This window comes from Helicobacter sp. 219-2, assembly GCF_030053225.1.
GTDB lineage: Bacteria > Campylobacterota > Campylobacteria > Campylobacterales > Helicobacteraceae > Helicobacter > Helicobacter pylori_C.
In genome coordinates, this window is the sequence record NZ_JASGBS010000001.1 from 405,865 (window position 1) to 425,222 (window position 19,358).

11 protein-coding genes, 1 tRNA gene and 6 pseudogenes are annotated in these 19,358 nt (G+C 39.6%); 9 read left to right on the forward strand and 9 right to left on the reverse strand.

Annotated features, from left to right (window positions below; translation table 11 throughout):
• Position 1: 1 nt before the first annotated feature.
• Positions 2 to 3,559: a bifunctional proline dehydrogenase/L-glutamate gamma-semialdehyde dehydrogenase gene (locus P6280_RS02090; RefSeq protein WP_283236856.1), complete on the reverse strand. Its 3,558-nt coding sequence runs from the start codon at positions 3,557 to 3,559 to the stop codon at positions 2 to 4.
• Positions 3,560 to 3,876: 317 nt separating this feature from the next.
• Here P6280_RS02090 and P6280_RS02095 point away from each other — a divergent pair, with 317 nt between their 5' ends.
• From P6280_RS02095 to P6280_RS02135, 9 genes and pseudogenes are all read left to right on the forward strand, one after another.
• On the forward strand, positions 3,877 to 4,086 hold the full coding sequence (locus P6280_RS02095; protein WP_000849012.1) for a hypothetical protein: 210 nt from the start codon (positions 3,877 to 3,879) through the stop codon (positions 4,084 to 4,086).
• Positions 4,087 to 4,397: 311 nt separating this feature from the next.
• Positions 4,398 to 5,093, forward strand: coding sequence for a M protein (locus tag P6280_RS02100; protein WP_283236857.1), 696 nt, complete (start codon positions 4,398 to 4,400; stop codon positions 5,091 to 5,093).
• 1 nt (position 5,094) lies between these two features.
• Positions 5,095 to 5,751, forward strand: a pseudogene (locus P6280_RS02105) (hypothetical protein).
• A gap of 11 nt (positions 5,752 to 5,762) precedes the next feature.
• A pseudogene (locus P6280_RS02110) lies at positions 5,763 to 8,134 on the forward strand (hypothetical protein).
• Positions 8,135 to 8,143: 9 nt separating this feature from the next.
• Positions 8,144 to 8,494, forward strand: a complete 351-nt coding sequence (locus tag P6280_RS02115; RefSeq protein ID WP_126131520.1) for a hypothetical protein — start codon at positions 8,144 to 8,146, stop codon at positions 8,492 to 8,494.
• Between the two features lie 36 nt (positions 8,495 to 8,530).
• Positions 8,531 to 9,853: an HNH endonuclease gene (locus P6280_RS02120; RefSeq protein WP_283237448.1), complete on the forward strand. Its 1,323-nt coding sequence runs from the start codon at positions 8,531 to 8,533 to the stop codon at positions 9,851 to 9,853.
• Positions 9,823 to 10,246 (forward strand): annotated as a pseudogene (locus tag P6280_RS02125) (SMI1/KNR4 family protein). Before P6280_RS02120 ends, P6280_RS02125 begins: the two are co-directional and overlap by 31 nt.
• A 1-nt stretch (position 10,247) precedes the next feature.
• Positions 10,248 to 10,598 (forward strand): hypothetical protein, encoded by a 351-nt coding sequence (locus P6280_RS02130; protein WP_212853788.1) that lies wholly within the window; start codon positions 10,248 to 10,250, stop codon positions 10,596 to 10,598.
• Positions 10,595 to 13,013, forward strand: a pseudogene (locus P6280_RS02135) (FtsK/SpoIIIE domain-containing protein). Before P6280_RS02130 ends, P6280_RS02135 begins: the two are co-directional and overlap by 4 nt.
• A 73-nt stretch (positions 13,014 to 13,086) precedes the next feature.
• Here P6280_RS02135 and P6280_RS02140 read toward each other — a convergent pair.
• From P6280_RS02140 to P6280_RS02175, 8 genes and pseudogenes are all read right to left on the reverse strand, one after another.
• Positions 13,087 to 13,872 (reverse strand): urease accessory protein UreD, encoded by a 786-nt coding sequence (locus tag P6280_RS02140; RefSeq protein WP_283236858.1) that lies wholly within the window; start codon positions 13,870 to 13,872, stop codon positions 13,087 to 13,089.
• Positions 13,872 to 14,471: an urease accessory protein UreG gene (gene ureG / locus P6280_RS02145; RefSeq protein WP_000238762.1), complete on the reverse strand. Its 600-nt coding sequence runs from the start codon at positions 14,469 to 14,471 to the stop codon at positions 13,872 to 13,874. Before ureG ends, P6280_RS02140 begins: the two co-directional genes overlap by 1 nt.
• Before the next feature lie 28 nt (positions 14,472 to 14,499).
• Positions 14,500 to 15,264: an urease accessory protein UreF gene (locus P6280_RS02150; protein WP_212866550.1), complete on the reverse strand. Its 765-nt coding sequence runs from the start codon at positions 15,262 to 15,264 to the stop codon at positions 14,500 to 14,502.
• A 10-nt stretch (positions 15,265 to 15,274) separates the two neighbouring features.
• Positions 15,275 to 15,787, reverse strand: coding sequence for an urease accessory protein UreE (ureE, locus tag P6280_RS02155; protein ID WP_283236859.1), 513 nt, complete (start codon positions 15,785 to 15,787; stop codon positions 15,275 to 15,277).
• Between the two features lies 1 nt (position 15,788).
• On the reverse strand, positions 15,789 to 16,376 hold the full coding sequence (gene ureI, locus P6280_RS02160) for an acid-activated urea channel protein UreI (RefSeq protein ID WP_000901257.1): 588 nt from the start codon (positions 16,374 to 16,376) through the stop codon (positions 15,789 to 15,791).
• A 192-nt stretch (positions 16,377 to 16,568) separates the two neighbouring features.
• Positions 16,569 to 18,279 (reverse strand): annotated as a pseudogene (gene ureB / locus P6280_RS02165) (urease subunit beta).
• Positions 18,280 to 18,282: 3 nt separating this feature from the next.
• Positions 18,283 to 19,000, reverse strand: a pseudogene (gene ureA, locus P6280_RS02170) (urease subunit alpha).
• Between the two features lie 265 nt (positions 19,001 to 19,265).
• A tRNA-Val gene (locus P6280_RS02175) sits at positions 19,266 to 19,341 on the reverse strand.
• Positions 19,342 to 19,358 lie beyond the last annotated feature (17 nt).

Consider the following 19,358-nt stretch of genomic DNA (forward strand, 5'->3'; position numbering starts at 1 on the left):
TTTATTTTTCAGCACAGCATGATTTGTGGCAAGTTGGTTGCCTTAAAACCCTTGAGCCTAAATTCCCGTAACGATGATAAGAGATGCTAACCGATCGCTCTAAGTGGTAATACAGCAATTCAAAACGCCCATTCAAGCAGGGTTTAGCCGTGGCTAAAACAATCCCTAATCTGCTCGCTTGTTTGTGCAATAAATCCAAATCGCTTTTTAAATAACGGACACGATTGAAAGCGTTCAATTTCTCGCTAAATTTTTGCAAGCTTTCATAAACAATAGGGGCGTTTGCTTGGAGCGCTTTTAAGCATTCTAAGAAAAATGCTAAATCTTTGTTCGTTCGTTCGTTTTCTGTGCTGATCGTTAAAGGGATTTGAGAAATTAAACATGCCAAAGCAACGCCTAACATATCGCTTAAAGTGTCTTTTTCGGTGATGCGATAGCCCACGCTTTTAACTTTAGTGTAGGAAAAAAGGTTGTCTTCGCCTCTGATCTTGACATAGTCTTTAGTTTGGCTGAATTCATGCTTGTAATGATAAGCGTAACTCTTTGCCATAAAAATCGCGTGCTTCAACTCATGCGTATGCTCATCATAGCCTTTTTGAGTCAAGCCCTCTAAAGCTTCGCTTAAGGGGTTTTTTAGGGCGTTTTCATCTTCTTCTTCTTGGTGGATATTCACAAATTGCGTGATATAGTTAAAAATGCCTACCTTCCTCCCAAACCCCACAGCGGATTTTTTAACCCCTCCAAAAGGCTGGCGCAAGACAATCGCTCCTGTGGTGGGCTTGTTGATATAGATATTACCGGCTTCAATGCGTTTTAAATAATATTCCCACTCCCTTTCATCCAAAGACTCTAACGCGCTCGTCAGCCCGTAACCGGTAGAATTGACTATGTCTATCGCTTCGTCTAAATCTTTTGCTTTCATCACGGATAAAATAGGCGTAAAAAGCTCAGTTTGGTGTGTGAAATCGCCTTTTTTAGTGCCGTATTTGATGCTTGGCTTCATCAAATAGGGGTTATCATTGACAAAGCTTACCGGGATTTCGTAATTTTCATAGCTTTTCAATTCGTCTATGGCTTTGATGACCTTTTCATTAGGCTTGTCCGCTAGAGCACCGATTTTGTTTTTGAAATCAAAAGGATCGCCCACGCTAAGGCTTAGAGTCGCATCTATCAAAGTCTTTTTAAAGTTCTCATCTTCATAGACTTCTTTTTCTAACACTAAAAGCGAAGTGGCGGAGCATTTTTGCCCCGAATTGCTAAAAGCTGAATGGATAACATTCTTAATCGCCTGATCTCTGTCTGCCATTTTGCTCACAATAGTGGCGTTTTTACCGCCTGTTTCAGCGCTCAAGGCTAAAGTGGGGTTAGCCTCTAGCATTTTATAAGCGGTGTCTTCGCCCCCTGTTAAAATGGCAAACTTGATGCTTTCATCTTTTAAAAGATGCTCGCTAATATCGCTCCCTTTAGAGGGCAAGTAAATGAGCACATCTCTAGGCACGCCCGCATCCCAAAAGCACTCACAAAGCTTATAACCCGTTACGCTAGACAAACTTGAGGGTTTGTAAATCACCCGATTGCCAGCGGCTAGGGGGGCAGCGATAGTGCCTACAGAAATGCCCACAGGGAAATTCCATGGGGCGATGACCACACCCACGCCTTTGGGGGCGAATTTCGTTTTTTTATTCTGCTCTTGTAACACCCTTAAGCTGTAAGGGTAAAACTCTAAAAAGTCAATGGCTTCGCTCACTTCAGCGTCCGTTTCAGCGAAAGTCTTACCCACTTCTAAAGCCGAAATCCCTACAAAATCGCCTCGCCTTTCTCTAAAAAGCTGGGCGGTTTGACTCATTAAGGCGTGGATTTCTGTAAAGCTTTTTTGACTGAAACGGCTCTTATCGCTTTTAGCCACTTCTAGGGCTTTTAAAATCGCTCCCTTATCCGCTAAATGCACGCTAGCGATTTTTCTATGATGGATTTTATCAAAGACTTCTAAAGGGGTTAAATTAGGATCTTCAAACCTCCCATCCATTTCTGGGTAAAGCTCTAAAATAGGAGCGTTATGCATTTTTTCACGCACTTTTTTAGCCCATTCTCGGTTGGCTTTTAAAATAAAATCGGTATCGCTTTCGTTTTTAAAGGAGTGGTTTGGGTAGGTGGTATGCCCGCTTTGTTTGGCGTTTCTATCTTGAGTCCTGTGGGTGGCATTGTCTAAAGTAGCGATTCCTTTAAGGCTGTTTAAAAAGCGTTGCTCTTGGTCTTTCCATTCGCTCGTGCCTACTTTGAGGTTAAAGAAAGCCTTCATGAAATTATCGCTTGAGGTGTTTTCATCTAATCTCCTCACCAAGTAAGCGATCGCATTGTTAAAATGCGCTTCATCGCACACCGGCGCATAAAGAATGAGTTTGTGCATCTCTTTTAGTTCCTGGCTCGCTTGCAAGCTCATGCCCTCTAGCATTTCAAAGCTAAAATGCTCTAACACAACAGGGTCATTAAGGGCATGGATGTGCGTATAAACATAAGCGATTTCAAAAATATTATGGCTTGCTGCGCCAATATGAATGTATTTATAATTATCGCCCTCTAAAACAAAATCCAGCATTTTATTGTAATTAGAATCGGTGTCTTGCTTATTAGAAAATGTGGGTAACGCCCAGTCTTTCATGGAAGCGATAGTCTCTTCGCTCTCCATGTTCGCTCCCTTAACAAAGCGGATTTTAATGGGCTTTAACCCTTTTAAAACCCTTTCTTTAGAAAAAGCGTGCAGTTTTTTCAAATATTCATAAGAATCAGGGATATAAGCTTGCAGCACAATGCCAGCGTTCAAATCAAATTTAGCGATAGACTCCATAAAAGACTCCACCGTAAGCTCTAAATCCCTAAACTCCTCCATATCCAAATTAATAAATTTAGGCATGCCTTGCTTTTTTTCTTCTTCTAAAGCTAGGGCATAAAGAGCGTCTAAGCGTTTGACGATCTCTTTTTTAGAATATTCAAAATCAAGGATATTGATTTGAGAAAAAATCGTTGTGATTTTAATGGAAATGTATTGAATGTAGTTGGATTTTAGGGCTTGAGAGTATTTTTCAAAACGCGCATTAGCTTCTTCTTCGCCTAAAACCTCTTCGCCAATAAAATTCACATTCAAAATGATTTTTTCATTTTTTCTTTTTAAAATCCGCTCTTTTAATTGGCTCTCTTCTTGATCCAAGACCATCGCTTTCGTGTCGCTTCTGATTTTATTGACAAAGAAAGGCACGCTCATATCAGGGAGCATTTTCCCAAAGCTCAAAAACCCCATTAAAAGCAATTTTTCAAACGGAGAAAAAATCTCACGGCTTTTGTATTTGTCTAAAACATGCTCAATCATTTCAAAGCGGGCTTTATTATCCAGGCATCTAAAACTCCGATCCATAAGTTCTATGAGCATGACTTTGTTTTCAGGGTTATTTAAAAGCTTTTGCATTTTAGAGTGGAACGCTTTTTCTTGCTCGCTCAAATGGTTACTGATACTATCTTGCAGTTTTTTGGCTAATTCTAATGAATCGTCAATGATTTTTTGCATGAGCTTACCTTTTATTTAAGAATTTGGCTTGATTGTAGCATGTTTTAAGCGGGTTTTTAAGCGGTCATTTTTAATAATGATTTTTAATTTGTGGTTGTTTTTATACTAAATGAATTTAATTATTAAAATTGATTTTTTTAAAAGTGGTAATTATTTACCTCTTAAGACAAAAATTAGAGGAATTTTTTATCGTTTAAAAAGTTCGTTTACTTTTCGTTTAAAAATGAATTTTATCATTCTCGCCGTGTAATTTAAAATTTAGCTTATTCAATTAAACGATTTTAAATTAAACGGATTTACAAAACAAAGGATATAAAATGAAAACAATTAAAAATGGTATTATGATTGGCACACTCGGTGCGTTGTTATTGAGCGGTTGTTCTAGCTTTGATACTCAGCGCTTTGCTTGTCTTCCTAAAGACCATTCTCTAAAAGACGCTTCTACAAAAAAAGAAGTGCAATACACGCCTAAGGGCTTTTTTGACCCTTATTCTTCTAGTTTAAACCACTGGGATTCTACATTCTAGGGGTTTATAAGGAGGGGGCAAAAAGGGGGGGGGATAATAAAGCTCATTTTAAGTTTTCTCAAATTACAATAGCAATCTTTTTTGATATTAAGATAAAAGGAGATATTCTGATGAGTGGCGTTCATATTGTAGAAAATACGAATACAGAAAAAAATACGAATATTTCAAGAACAACTGCTTCCACCCCCTCCCAATAATGAAGAACCTTTAAATAATGAAGAGCTTTTAAAATCTCTTAAAGATCTTGAAGATCGCTTTAAAAAATTAGAAGTCCAATTAGAAGACCTTGAACCCCTTATCAAAATCTCTCGTTGCATAGGCTCTTTTTTAGAAAATCCTCTAACGACACCCAAGAAAATTCAAAAGACTCTCAAAGAAAAGAGGAAGCGCTTAAAGGAGTTAAAGAAGAAATCAACAAATTAAAAGAAGAAAACACCGCACTAACTATAGATAAAGATAATCTAACTAAAGCAAACGCCGATCTGACTGACAAAAATAAAGCTCTAACCACAGAAAAAGACAATCTCAATACAGATCTATCAAAGATAAAAAATCAAGTGATCCAAGCGAACCAAGAAAAAGACAAGTTAGAGCAAAAATACGCTCCATACGAAAAATTAGAAAAACTCTATGAAGTCTTTTTGGAAGTCAAAGGGTGCTTGAATTTTGGGTTTGTGAAAGAAACCCATAGCGCAATGGATTTGATCGCATCGGTTCTTAGCGACAGCAAATACTATTTAGAAAGCCTTTATAACAAAGCGAGCCAAGAATTAAGCGATAAGAGAAGCGATAAAGGCGAAAAATTAGCTGAATTGTTTGATTTGCTTTTTGAATATGTTAAGGATAATAAATTTGAGCGTTTGAAAGAGCCAAGCGCTTATGACTCTACATGCAAAAAGCTATACTCAGAGCAAAACACTTCTGGCAAGATGCAAAGAGTGGTCTTAATAGGCTACACATACGACAAAAAAACAACCTATTACACTATCGTGGATATGGGATCATAAAATGGGAACATTCATTGAAAAATGCTTGGGATTCTATCAAGTGAGACAAGTGAGAGAAGAATTAGAAGCTCGCATCAGTGAGTTAGAAGATGAAAACGAAAATCTAACTGATGAAAACACACGCTTATTAGCATCAAAAGAATGGCCGACTAAAGAAAATGCCGAATTGTTAAGAGAAAAAGATAATCTAGTTAAAGCAAACGCCGAGTTAAAAAGAGAAAACGACAAGCTCAACCACCAAATTATCGCACTCACTAAAGAGCAAGATAGCCTAAAATACGAGCGAGCACAATTGCAAGATGCGCATGGGTTTTTAAAAGAATTATGCGCTAATTCAGAAAAAGACAACCAACGCCTAGCCGACAAGCTCAAAAAGTTAGAAAGCGCTCAAAAAAATTTAGCAAACTCTAGCAATCAGTTATTACAGGCTAGAGAAAAAATAACCAAAGAAAAAATAGAGTTGGAGCGAAAAATGGCGCTCCTGAAGAGCTTAGAAGCCACAGACAAAAGTGAGCTGGATTTGTAAAACAGGCGTTTTAAAAGCGCGATAGAGGATTTAAAGCGCCAAAACAGAAAATCAGAAGAATAGAATATAGCGCTCAAAGAGAGGGTTGATGGCTTGAAAGAGCAACCCTCAAAACAACCAAAACCACAATAAAGGAGAAATTTATGGTAACACCCTTAAAAAGTTTAAGACTGCCTATTGGCCACCCGTTAGTAGAGATTTTGTGCAAGCTGTCTTTAAAAGATAAAGCCGCATTCAATGAAAAAAGTCCGATTCATTTCAAAAAAGAAGTGTCAGAAGAAGATAAAATCAAATTCAAGCAAGCAATGAGAGTGCTTCATGCGATTGTCAATAATGAGGCTTCTTTAAGGTATCTTTCTGATGAGAATCAAAGATTCATAGACAATTTAGCGCAAGCTGAAAAGATCACTAATGAGCTTGTAGGAAAAACCTTAGAAATCGTTTCTTATAGCGATGTGGATGTGGATTTTGAAGCGTTTAAAAAGGTGATGCTCAATGTGGATGAAATAGCGGTAGGCCTAGAGTTATAGTCAAAGCCAATTGCTTGATTTAGATGGAGGGTATTGTGATTTATGGGTGCCTAGCTCGTCTAAAGAAAGCGTAACCTTTAGGTTTGATAATTTACCCAAAGACCATAATGGCAAAGAAGAGAATTTCTATGCCCGTTCAAGTTTGAAAGATTTAAAAAGGGATGGTTTTGTCGCTATTGACTTTGGGACTAAAGCGCGACTGCAATCTATATGAATAAGAACGGAAGATGCTGCTTGCTCTCTATTAGTGGGGATGTAGATGCAGTGGGCTTAGAAAAGTATGAAAACCCCACGATAGTAGAGTTCAGAAACAAAGAAAAGTTTCTTAAAGATTACAACGCTTTAGATCACCGCCCTTTCACAAAACATAATGATATGGAAGTGGTGCATGAAGCCCAGAAGTATTTTACAGACGCTAAGGGTAATGATTTGTATCGGTTTTTTTCTAAATTGAAGCAATGGGCTGGAGCGGATGAAAAACAGAATTTTAGGGATTTATTTGAGGATTTTTCTTTAGAAAGCTTTGCTCACTGCACGGATTTTAACCCCATAGAAATCTATTCTTACTATATTGGCCGCTGCATCAACAACATGCATAATGGCGTGTTTTTGAAATACTTTTTATCCTATCCTATCAAGTATGAAAAGTCTCAGACTGAAAAAATCAGAGAGAGTTTTGAAAAAGGCTTGAGAAAATCCTTACCCAGGCATGTTTTTGACGATGAAAAAACAGCTAAAAATTTCAAAGTGGAATTAAGAGCGAGCGAGCCTTGCGCGTATGCCATTAGCGCTTTAAAAAGCTATGGGTTTGATAAATCAGCAAAATTAGACAAGCCCATTTATTACGGGGTGTTTGATTTTGGGGGTGGGACGACGGATTTTAACTTTGGCAAATGGGAAAAAAGCACTAACCCTAAATTCGCTTACAAAATGACGCATTTCAGCAGTGGAGGGGATAAGTATTTAGGCGGTGAAAATTTATTGGAATTGTTGGCTTTTGAAACGTATGCCCAAAATTTTCAAACGCTAAAAGAAAAAGACATTGTCATCGCTAAGCCCAACTATGACGGGATCAATGAGCAACGCTTTGGATCTTTTATGAAAAATCCAGAGAAGAGCACTTGAATTTGCAAACGATTGCTTCTACATTGCGCGGCTTTTTAGAAAATTTAGACGCTCATATCATAGAAGCGATAGAAGAAAATGAAGAGTTTGAGATAAAAGGCTTTGAAAAGGGTTCTAAAATCACGCTGTTTGATAGGAATGGGAAAGAAGTAGAAGAAATCGAACTCAAAATTGATTGCAAAGAGCTTTTAGAGCTTTTAAAAAGCAAGATAGATGATGGCGTTGCCAACTTCTTTGCAGGATTTTCTAAAGTGATGGCTGAAAATATTGACAATCAGTGTCGGGCGTTTCATATTTTCTTAGGAGGGAATGCGAGCAAATCGGTGCTGGTCAAACAAGCGTTTGAAAACGCCAAAGAAAAGCAGCTAAAAGCTTACAAGCAAATGGCTTCTAAAGATGATTTTGCATTCATTCTTTATGAGTCGCTAGGCACAGAAGCGTCAGACAAACAGATTTTAGAACTTACAGGAAAAGATGCTTTTGAGGTTTGGGGGAGACAAGTGAAGCCCACTTGCAAAACCGGTGTGGCTTTTGGGCTTTTAGAGAGCAGGAACAAAGCAGGCGGGATTGAAATGCCCTCTATAGATGCCAACCCTGTGTTTAAATACGATTTGGGCGTTGAAAAAGAAGGGAAATTCCACGCTAAAATCGGTCGGGATTCTCTAAAGCCTAATGAATACCAGATTTTCCAAACTAAAGAAGAATGGGGAGGCTTTGATGGGTTAGAGATACGCTACAGCGATAAAGCTCTAGCCAACACCAACAATTTGAAAAGCACTTTCAACGAGTTTGATGAAGCCGTGCAAGAACAAATCGCATGGCTTAAAGAGAGGATTAGGGTTTTAGAAGAAGATTATTAAGGATAGTTTATGGCTGAATGGAAAACGGACACCGAAGAAGTCAAACAAATCGTTAAAAAATGCAGGGATTTTAAAGGATCCTTGCAAGAAGAAAAATGCGCTCAATTTATCAAAAACCTTGATGGATACGCGCGAGAAATCCTGTTAAAGCGCAGAAAAATTGAACTCAAGTTGCAAGGCGATATAGAAAAATTAAGAAAAGCCAAAAGGAATGAAGAGGGCGCTAAATATGTTTTAAGAGGCTTGCAAGTTGGTTCTCTTTTATCGTTTATTTTTCCTCCTGTCAGAATTGCTGCTACGGAAGCAATTACAGCCGCTGAAATGGTTTTAAAATTTATGAAAGAAAACACAGAAAAATAGGGAAAAAATGTAAGATTACTAGAACAAGCGCTTGAAATCTACTCTACTCAAGCCAGAGCGAGCAAGGAACTTGTGGAGGGAGCTTGGGAGAGCGTTAAAAAGGCGTTGAACTTTTATACCGATAAACACCAGGATTTTATCAAGAGCTTGAACTATGTGCGTGAAGCGATAGATAACCAATACAATATCGTGCCCCCAGAAATTTTGAACGAGGGCGATTTTGAAAGCCCTACGATTGTTTATAACCCTAAAAAAAGCGTTTTTAATGAACGCTTGAAAGATTTAAGGGAAGATTTTAGCCTTTCTTTATACGCTGATTTGAAAGACAGAATCAACGCTTCTTCTAAGTCAGATCGCGCTAAAGCGCCTAAAGAGCAAGAACTAGATTTGATGAGCGGCGCGTATTCTTTTGATGAGAGCTTTTCGTTAGCCAAAAAGGATTACGCTAAAAATTTTAAGGAAGCTTTAAAAGATTTTGCAGAAAAAATCAAAAAATCCCCCAACGATTTGAACGCTATGAACGAAGCCTTTAACCATTTAAAAACAGAGTTAGAAAGAGTTAGCGATGATGAGCGCTTTAAAAATTTAAGGGAAGATTTTAGCTTTTCTTTATACGCCGATTTGAAAGATAAAATCCATCATAACGCTTTGTCTGACGATGAATTAGATCGCATCATAGCTTTTAGAGGGCAAGAATTTGAAAAGAATTTAGAGGATTTGATGCCGAGTTCTTTAGGCGTTCATTCTTATGATGAGAGCTTGAATTTAGCCAAAAAGCATTGCGTTAAAAATTGCAAGAAAGCTTTACAAGATTTTACAGAAAAAATCAAAGAATCCCCTAATGATTTGAACGCCATGAACGAAACTTTTAATAATTTGGAAACAGAGTTAGAGCGCGCTACAGAAAATTTGAGCCAAAAAACAGCGCCCATCTTAGAGCGGTATGAAAATGATAAGCGCCATGCGTTGGGTTATGGCGAGTTTTTAAAAAAAGAAAAAGAGGGCTTTATTGTAGATGAGCAAAACCCCTATCCAGAAGAAGTCCGCTTTAATGAGTTGCGTTTAGCGGAGTTTGATAGCGTTTTTAGCGTCATTGTGCCTTTAGAGGATTTAGATAAACCTGCATGCGCTCATCATGCCCTAAAGGCTTTAGAAGCCGCGCTTAAAAATAGGGATTTGGGCTTTGATGCGACAGAGTTGGAACAGATCGCAAAAGGTTTCATTCCTAGGGGGTATTTGTGGCATTTTGATGCGAATGTTTTAGGGAATTTGGCGTTGGTGAGAGAAGGGTTATTATTAGGCGTGAAGCACACGAAAGGATACTTACTATGGAAACAATTCCTACAAACTCAGAACTGAATTGGGAATTTGTAGAGCCACTCAATGAAAAGGCGTTGAGTGGGTTAGAAGATCAATTAAAAATGGGGTTGAGCGATGCGTTTAAGGACTTTGTCAAGCGATCAAACTATGATTTTAGCCAATGGCGATCTTTTATGGTGGGCAATAAATCTTACACATTCAAACATGTTTTGAATTTCAATTTAGAGGGCAAGGGCTTATTGATTGATTTCATGCAGAGTTTAAAAGAATGGTTAGATCCTGAAGAAATCATCTTTGCTAATGACGGGTATGGGGTATTATCTTTTGAATACGGCTAGTGGTGTGGTGCTGTTTTTAGACACTGATGATGGCTCAAAACATGCGCTGTTGCACCTTAAAATGTTTTTAAAAAAACTAGAATCAAGGGGTTAGAATGTTTTCTCATAAAGTTTATTTGGAGAGTTGCACTCTTGAATTAAGAAAGATTTGCGATGATTTTGCAGAAAATGCCATGCAAGATGATTTAGGGCAGAAAATCAGAGATGAGGTGTTAGAGGATATGCTAAAAATCGCGCATGATTTAGAAAATTTAGAGCAAGATGCGCAATACCAAAGAAGAAGGATTGATGAGCAAATTGAAGAAGCCAAGAGTTTGATGAAGAGAATTGATAGGAATTTCCACTCACAGAGCGAGATTGATAAGCTTGTGCGTGAAGCTAAAGAGCATGAAAAAGAAGCCAACAGACGCTATGATGAATACTTAAAATCTAAGGATAAAGAATGATTGAAGTCAATATTTTGTTGCAAAAACTGGATGATGCCCTAGATAAAGTCGTCCATCAAAAAGAGCCAGAGAGTTTTCTCAAGCCGATCGTTTCAGAAATAGAGGAATATCAAAAGAGTGTCAGGCAAATCCAAGCGCAATTCACAGACGCACCGCAATTCAATGAAACGAAAGCTTACCCCCACTTTTTAAGCTGTGGTTTATTGGAAATTAAAGGCAAAAATGGCGCTAATATGGATTTTTGCTTGCCTAAAGTTTATCCTTTCCCCCCTAAAAGCTTGTATATAGAGCATGAAAAAGACGGGCAGTTTTTAAGAGAAATGCTCATGCGCTTGCTATCTAGCGCACCTTTAGTGCAATTAGAAGTGATCATGCGCTGAGCCTAGGGGGCATTTTCAATCTGGCGCGACGGCTTTTAAACAAGGACAATGATTTTATTTACCAGCAAAGGATTTTAACCGAAAGCGAGGAAATAAAAGAAGCCCTAAAGCATTTGTATGAATATTTAAAGGTCAATTTGCAAACAAAACTAGCCGGTTATAAAGATTTCGCGCATTATAATGAAAACAAAGAAGACCAATTGCCTTTAAAAGCGCTTTTTTTAAGCGGGGTAGATGCTTTGAGTAGCGATGCGCTTTATTATTTGGAAAAAATCATGCGTTTTGGCTCTAAAAATGGGGTTTTGAGCTTTGTCAATTTGGAGAGCGAAAAAAACAATCAATCCGCAGAAGATTTGAAACGCTATGCGGAGTTTTTTAAAGACAGGACAAGTTTTGAGCGCTTAAAATATCTTAATGCAGAAGTGATCAATGATCATGGTATCCAATCTAAGCACATGCAAGACTTCACTACTAGAATTAAAGCGTATTACGAGCAAAAGAAACAAGTTAAAAGGGAGTTGAAAGACTTACAAAGAGAACAAGAATTTTGGACCAAAAGCTCTCAGTTTAGAGTGTCTGTGCTGGTGGGGTGGGATATTAACCACAAAGAGGTGTGTTTTGAGATCGGTGAAGCGCAAAACCACACGCTCATTTGCGGGCGCAGTGGGAGCGGGAAATCCAATTTCTTGCATGTGTTGATCCAAAATTTGGCCTTCTATTATGCGCCTAATGAGATCCAACTCTTTTTGTTAGACTATAAAGAGGGAGTGGAATTTAACGCATACACAAATCCGACGATTTTAGAGCATGCGAGACTGGTGAGCGTGGCGAGTTCGGTAGGTTTTGGCGTTAGTTTTTTAAGCTGGCTTGATAAAGAAACGAAAAGAAGAGGCGAACTGTTCAAGCAGTTTAATGTGAAAGATTTGAGCGATTACCGAAAGCATGGCGAAATGCCCAGACTGATTGTGGTGATTGATGAATTTCAAGTGCTTTTTAGCGACAGCACCACTAAAGAAAAAGACAGAGTGGAAGCGTATTTAACCACCATCTCAAAAAAGACCGTAGCTATGGCGTGCATTTAATTTTAGCCACTCAAACCATGCGCGGCGCTGACAGCAATAAAAGCCTTATGGCTCAAATCGCCAACCGCATCGCTTTGCCTATGGATGCAAAAGACAGCGGGAGTATTTTGAGTGATGATGTGGCTTGTGAGCTTGTCAGGCCAGAAGGCATTTTTAATAACAATGGGGGGCATCAAAAATACCACACCAAGATGAGTATCCCTAAAGCCCCTGATAATTTCACGCTTTTTATCAAAAAAATCCATAAAGAATTTAACCAAAGAAATCTCGCACCCATAGAGCATAAAATCTATAATGGCGAAACGGCTTTAGAAATGCCCAACACCCTTAAGGCTAATGAAACGCGTTTGCATCTGGGCAAAGAAGTGGATTATGAGCAAAAGGACTTGATAGTTGAGTTTGAAAGTAACGAATCGCACTTGTTGGTGGTGAGCCAAGATTTGAACGCTCGCATCGCCTTGATGAAGCTCTTCGCTCAAAATTTCAAGGCTGCCAACAAAGAGTTGCTCTTTTATAACGCTGAAAAACGCCTTGTGAGAGAACTTGATGAGTTGAAAAAACACCACATCACGCCCATGCAAAGCCCTCTAGGGAGCGTTCTAGACACCGCCATGAGCCCTAATAGCGTGCTGATGATAGACAATTTAAACGAAGCCAAAGAGTTACACGACAAAATAGGGGTGGAAAAATTAAAATCGTTTTTAGAAAAAGCCACAGACAACGAGCAGTATTGCATCATCTTTGCGCATGACTTCAAACAAATTAATGCCAATTACAATCTTGACAAGTTAAAAGAATTGTTAAACAACCATTTCAAACAACGCTTGGCCTTTAAGTGTAATAGGGAAAACTTGAGCGTTCTCAAAAGCGAACAAAAGCTGCACGAACTCAACGCGCGCCTGATAAACGCCTCTAAAGACAGCCATACTGAATTCAAGCCCTTCAGCTTATAGGGTCAAAAAAAGGAGGAGATTAAAAAAGGGGGGGTTAAAAAGACTAAAGGAATTTAATCTTTTTGAAGCGCTTTTAAATCTTTTGCGTGATGGAACGAGCGATTTTTTCTCTTAAATGCAATAAGGGTTCTGAGCCTTTCGCTAAAGCTTTCACGCATAAATGAGAACTAGCGATTTCGCTCACTGCCCCATCCACCCCTTCGCTTTCTTCAATCCATTCTCGCACACCAGAAAGCTCTATGGGGCAATTGACAAGCACCAAATTCAAATAATGCGTATAGCCATCAAACATGCACATGTTATTTAAGTCGGTGGTTTTGGGATCTAAAATCGTGTTGTCATAATAGATGGGTTTCTCATCTTGTAGAATAGAGATTTTTGTGTGCAAGCGGTTGAATTGGAACAACTCATTGCGCGCTACTCGCCCTGCGACAATGATTTCACTATAGAGCAATTGAGAGCTAGAGCACAAAGAAATCGTGGTGTTGCCCTTAAAATGCGCGTTTTCAAAGGGGATTAACGGGAAAGGCGCAAAGTCTAAAAAAGCGTTTTCCCCCACAACAATATGCATGTCTCTGCTGGCAAACCCGTCTTCAGTGTTATGGATTTTTTCAAAGGATTGCGAAGTGATCCTTAGCTTGCAATTTGGACCGATGTTTAATTGCATATCTTGCGCATCGCCCCTCATCATGCCAGGGCTTACCGCTAAAAGCATGATTTCAGCTAAATCGTCTTTAGGGTAAAAGGGCGCCATGAGCTTAAAGGGGGGCGTGAAAAAATTGTCTTCAATCACGCACCGCCCGTCAGCCCCCATTTTGGTTTTTAACCTGAGCTTGGATTCTTGAGCGTAAGTGTTCATCAATCTTCCAATAAAGCGTTGCGCTTGATCCAAGCGATCACATCGTCTAAACCTTCTTTAGCGCGGATATTCGTAAAAATAAAGGGCTTTTCGCCGCGCATTTTTTTAGAATCCCTTTCCATGACTTTCAAGTCCGCTCCCACATAGGGGGCTAAGTCAATCTTATTGATGACAAGCAAGTCTGAGCGCGTGATTCCTGGCCCGCCTTTCCTGGGGATTTTATCGCCCTCAGCCACATCAATCACAAAAATCGTAAAATCCGCTAACTCTGGGTTAAAAGTCGCCGAAAGGTTGTCGCCTCCGCTTTCAATCAAAAGCAATTCCAAATTAGGGAAACGGCCATGCATTTCTTCTACCGCTTCTAAGTTCATAGAAGCGTCTTCTCTAATAGCTGTGTGCGGACAGCCTCCTGTTTCTACGCCAATGATCCTCTCTCGTGGCATCACCGAATTTTTACACATAAACTCTGCGTCTTCTTTAGTGTAAATATCATTAGTGATGACCGCCATGTCATAATCTTTTGACATGTGGCGCGTCAAAGCTTCAATCAAGGCGGTTTTACCGCTTCCTACAGGACCACAAACTCCAATTTTTACCATAAAATTCCTTTCAATTTGAGATTAAAATTCAAGACATATAAAGGCGCGAGTATAAACTCTCATGCTGCATCGCCTTAATGTCGTTTTGAACGCTTGCTGCGCACAAGTGGCTTTCGTCTAATTCTAGGGTTTTTTCTATGAGCTGGTTAAAAGGGCTTTGCAAGCTCAATAAGATTTTTTGCCCGTCGTTTTGAGATAGTGGGACGCTTTTAACGCAGTTGATCACCATGTTAGAAGTTTGCGCATAAAGATAATGCCTTAAAGCCTTTTTCAATTCAATATCCAAACTCGCCGCAAAAACGCCATAGCTAGTGGCATGGGTGGGATCTTTGGTTTTTTGAGCGTAAGCGTTAAAAAATTCGCCCATGTTTAATTCGTTCATGGCTTGTAAGGTTTTAATGAAACGATTGCCCAGCTTTTGGTTGGCTAATCGTAATTCCATGGGGCTTGTGGATAGCGTAATGATTTCTTCAACCCCTAAGATCTTTTTTAAATCTTGTTGGAGGGCGCTTTCATAGGTTAATTTCAAGCTCAGCATTTCCGTATAAAGGAACTGGCTAGAGAGATTGGCTTTTAAATACTCTAAAGCGCTTTCTTTATGGGTAACCTTTTTTTGCTGGATGTAAGTTTCTAGCCCAAAAGAATGCGTGTAAGAGCCAATGGGGAACACCGCATCATTGACTTGCAAAATCAGAAATTCATTATCCACATGAGCATTGTCGTCTGTCTTTGGAGTTTTTGGGGGCATACCCACGCTTTTTTTAGTGCTTTTCACGCTTTTTCCTTTATCCATCTGTTATTTTCTATTTCATGACCACTTTAAAATCGCTCGCTAGTGAGACCTTAAAATTAGGCTCACTATGGGGCATGCTCACGGTTAAGCGATCTTTGGAATCCAGTTTTGAACTTAAAACACGATTTTGAACCCCTAGCTTTTCTAATAAGGCTAGTGTGGGCTTTTCAAATGGTGTTTTAAATTCAAATTGAGAATCGCCATAGTATAAAGCCGCATGGCGGTTTCCTATTTCATAGCATATTTTAGCTACTTCTGCCACGCTCTTAGCTTGGATGTGAATGACTTCAGAATCCAAGATATTAACGGCGATAATTTCCTTCTCTTCTTTAAATAAAATATCCCCTTGAGAGAGACCCAACTTGGGAGCGTCTTTAAGGCGTATGGCTATGTCTTTGCCTTGCCTGGTTTTAAAACGAGCGATTTTTTTCCTCGTTTCAAACCATCCCAAATCCACATAATCCACGCTGAAATCCAAGGGGTTTAAATCCCTTAGATTGCCCATTAAACGCTCTATGATCATCTCACACCCAATGTTGGATAAAGAGTAACCAAGCAGGAATCCAAGCGGTTAAAATACCCTCAATGATAGCAAGCCATGGAGTGAATTTCCCTAAAGGGATTTTTAAGATGTTTTCAATGAAAGCGGTAAGCCACAAAACACCCCAAGCCAACCAAATGATCGCCCACCAATCGCCTTCAGTGATGCCTAACACTTTGTGGTCATCAAGCATATCGCTATAGTGGGATAAAATCGCAGCAGGAACAGTGTTGATCGCTACGAATAAGCTATACCAAGAGTAGGGCCTCCAATCCAAACCAAAAGTGTGGTTGATGGCCGCATACAAGTAGGTAAAACCGAACAATAACCCAGTTGCTGGCCCATAGAAATTAGTCAAATGGTGCGATACTTGAGCAATATCTTCTGCACCTTCTACAGGGGCTGTAGGGTTGAGCGCAGAATAAGTGATGACAACCACATTACAAATAATGGAAAGCCCACCCACAAAAAAGTTCATCACCGCAGTGCTTTTAGGATCGACTTTGGTTAATCCGCAAATCCCGTTGCTGATTAAAACAATCCCAACATATAACAATACAAGTCCTAGCATTGCCTTATCCTTCCAAAACAAAATTTTTACAACAAACGCACCTTACGAATAACTTTTGTTGCTTGAGCTAATCATAAAGAAAAATAGTAAATTGACAAAAAATAAAAACAAAAAAAGCCCCCAATTTTTTGATAAACAAAAAATCAGAGAGCTAAAAAATAAGGATTTAAGGAGCGTTCGCTCCTAAAGATCCTAGAAAATGCTAAAGAGTTGCGCCAAGCTCACTTTATTGGCTGGTTTAGAAGTTACTTCTTTGCCATCCACAAACACATGGTAAGTTTCAGGATTGACTTCAATGTGAGCGGTAGTGTCGTTGAATTGCATGTCTTTTTTAGTGATGTTTCTGCAATTTTTTACCGGTAACACTTGTCTTTCAAGCCCTAATTCTTCTTTAATGCCTTTGTCATAAGCCGCTTGAGACACAAAAGTGATGTTTGCATCGTATTTGGCTTTACCATGATGAGCGAACATTTCTCTGTAATAAACTGGTTGTGGTGTAGGGATAGAAGCGTTCGCATCGCCCATTTGACTCAACGCAATGAATCCGCCTTTGATGATCATGTTGGGTTTCACGCCAAAGAATGCTGGACTCCACAATACCAAGTCAGCCACTTTGCCCACTTCTACAGAACCTACATACTCGCTAATCCCATGAGCGATCGCTGGGTTAATGGTGTATTTAGACAAGTAGCGTTTGATCCTGAAGTTGTCGTTATCGCCTTTTTCTTCTTTCAAGCGGCCAAATTCTTTTTTGTTTTTGTCAGCTGTTTGCCAAGTTCTAGTGATAACTTCACCCACACGGCCCATAGCTTGAGAGTCAGAACTAGTGATTGAGAAAATCCCCATGTCATGCAAAGTGTCTTCAGCCGCAATGGTTTGAGGGCGGATCCTTGAATCAGCGAACTGAACATCTTCTTTAATGCTTTTATCCAAGTGGTGGCACACCATAAGCATGTCCATGTGCTCTGCTTCTGTATTCACGGTGAAAGGGATAGTGGGGTTAGTGGAAGCGGGAAGAATGTTGTGTTCACCGGCTACTTTAATAATATCAGGAGCGTGTCCGCCGCCAGCGCCTTCAGTGTGGAAAGTGTGCATAGTGCGCCCAGCAATGGCTGCCCATAGTGTCTTCTACACAACCAGCTTCATTCAAAGTGTCTGTGTGGATAGCGACTTGCACATCGTATTTGTCCGCAACATCTAACGCATGATTGATTGCAGAAGGAGTGGTGCCCCAGTCTTCGTGGATTTTAAAGCCAATCGCACCGGCTTCAATTTGATCGGCTAAGCTCGCATCGTTAGAAGCGTTACCTTTAGCTAAGAAACCTAAATTCATAGAATACTCTTCAGCCGCTCTGAGCATCCATTTTAAATTTCTTCTGCCTGGAGTGATAGTAGTCGCATTAGTGCCATCAGCAGGGCCAGTTCCGCCACCAATCATGGTTGTTACACCGCTTGCAAAAGCTGTAGGGATTTGTTGGGGTGAAATGAAGTGGATGTGTGTGTCAATACCACCAGCCGTTACGATCAAACCTTCACCGGCTAAGGCTTCAGTAGCAGGACCCACGCTAAGATTGTTTTTAACGCCATCTTGCATGTCTTTGTTACCGCCTTTACCAATGCCAGCGATTTTGCCATCTTTAATACCAATATCCGCTTTATAAATACCGGTGTAATCCACGATTAAAGCGTTAGTGATGATCAAATCCAGTTCTTCTTTGCTAGGGTTGTTGGATTGGCTCATGCCTTCTCTTAGGGTTTTACCGCCACCGAATTTAAGCTCTTCGCCATAAATGGTGTAGTCATGTTCCACTTCAGCGATCAAATCTGTATCGCCCAATCTCACTTTATCGCCTGTAGTAGGGCCATACATAGAAACATATTCTTTTCTGCTAATCTTTTTCATTTCTTACTCCTTAATTGTTTTTACATAGTTGTCATCGCTTTTAGCGCCATGAAAACCACGCTCTTTAGCTCTGTGTAAAGCAATTTTTTTGCTTTCGTTGTCTGCTTGCCTATCAACCAATGCGTTAAATCCAAAGATTCTTCTGTTACCGCCAATGTCAATCAATTCTACGGATTTTTCTTCGCCAGGTTCAAACCTTACCGCTGTCCCACTCGCAATGTCTAAGCGTTTGCCGAAAGTTTTTTCTCTGTCAAAGTCTAAGCATCTGTTCACTTCAAAGAAATGGAAGTGTGAGCCGATTTGAACCGGTCTGTCGCCAACATTTTTAACTTTCACGCTAACGGCTTTTTTGCCTTCGTTGATAGTGATGTCTTCATTTTTTAAGAACAACTCACCAGGAACTAATTTACCATTAGCCTCAATAGGGGTATGCACGGTTACGAGTTTGGTCCCATCAGGAAACATCGCTTCAATACCCACTTCATGGATCATGCTTGCCACACCATCCATCACATCATCAGGTTTTAAAAGAGTGCGCCCTTCTTGCATCAGTTCAGCCGCACTTTTTTTACCAGCTCTCGCTTCTTCCATAATATGGGCACTAATCAAAGCTACTGCTTCCACATAGTTAAGCTTAATGCCTTTTTCTTTGCGTTTCCTAGCTAATTCTCCAGCATAGTGGAGCATCAACCTTATCTAACTCTTTTGGGGTGAGTTTCATCTCATTCTCCTATTTATTCTTAAAGTGTTTTTCCTTGAAGACATAACGAAATCAAGGTTGGATGTAATTGTAGCAATGTTTTGATTTACTAAGATTAACAGAAGCGTTCATTAACTAATTATTATTTAAAATGAATTAGTGTTATAGCTTTGAAGCACCATAAAAGCGTTATTTGTAAGCGCGTTTAATACCCTTTAGAATCATGATAAAGATCAAAAACCCACAAAAAAACAAGAATTAATGAGAATTAAGATTGGAGTAATAATGGTGGCCACGACTGGACTTGAACCAGCGGCCACTACCATGTCAAGGTAGTGCTCTACCAACTGAGCTACGCGACCCTTTATTTTAGAAAGGG

Coding starts and splice junctions, on each gene's coding strand:
- P6280_RS02090 (WP_283236856.1), bottom strand. CDS start 3,559: ATGCAAAAAATCATTGACGATTCATTAGAATTAGCCAAAAAACTGCAA.
- P6280_RS02095 (WP_000849012.1), top strand. CDS start 3,877: ATGAAAACAATTAAAAATGGTATTATGATTGGCACACTCGGTGCGTTG.
- P6280_RS02115 (WP_126131520.1), top strand. CDS start 8,144: ATGGCTGAATGGAAAACGGACACCGAAGAAGTCAAACAAATCGTTAAA.
- P6280_RS02130 (WP_212853788.1), top strand. CDS start 10,248: ATGTTTTCTCATAAAGTTTATTTGGAGAGTTGCACTCTTGAATTAAGA.
- P6280_RS02140 (WP_283236858.1), bottom strand. CDS start 13,872: ATGAACACTTACGCTCAAGAATCCAAGCTCAGGTTAAAAACCAAAATG.
- ureG (WP_000238762.1), bottom strand. CDS start 14,471: ATGGTAAAAATTGGAGTTTGTGGTCCTGTAGGAAGCGGTAAAACCGCC.
- P6280_RS02150 (WP_212866550.1), bottom strand. CDS start 15,264: ATGGATAAAGGAAAAAGCGTGAAAAGCACTAAAAAAAGCGTGGGTATG.
- ureE (WP_283236859.1), bottom strand. CDS start 15,787: ATGATCATAGAGCGTTTAATGGGCAATCTAAGGGATTTAAACCCCTTG.
- ureI (WP_000901257.1), bottom strand. CDS start 16,376: ATGCTAGGACTTGTATTGTTATATGTTGGGATTGTTTTAATCAGCAAC.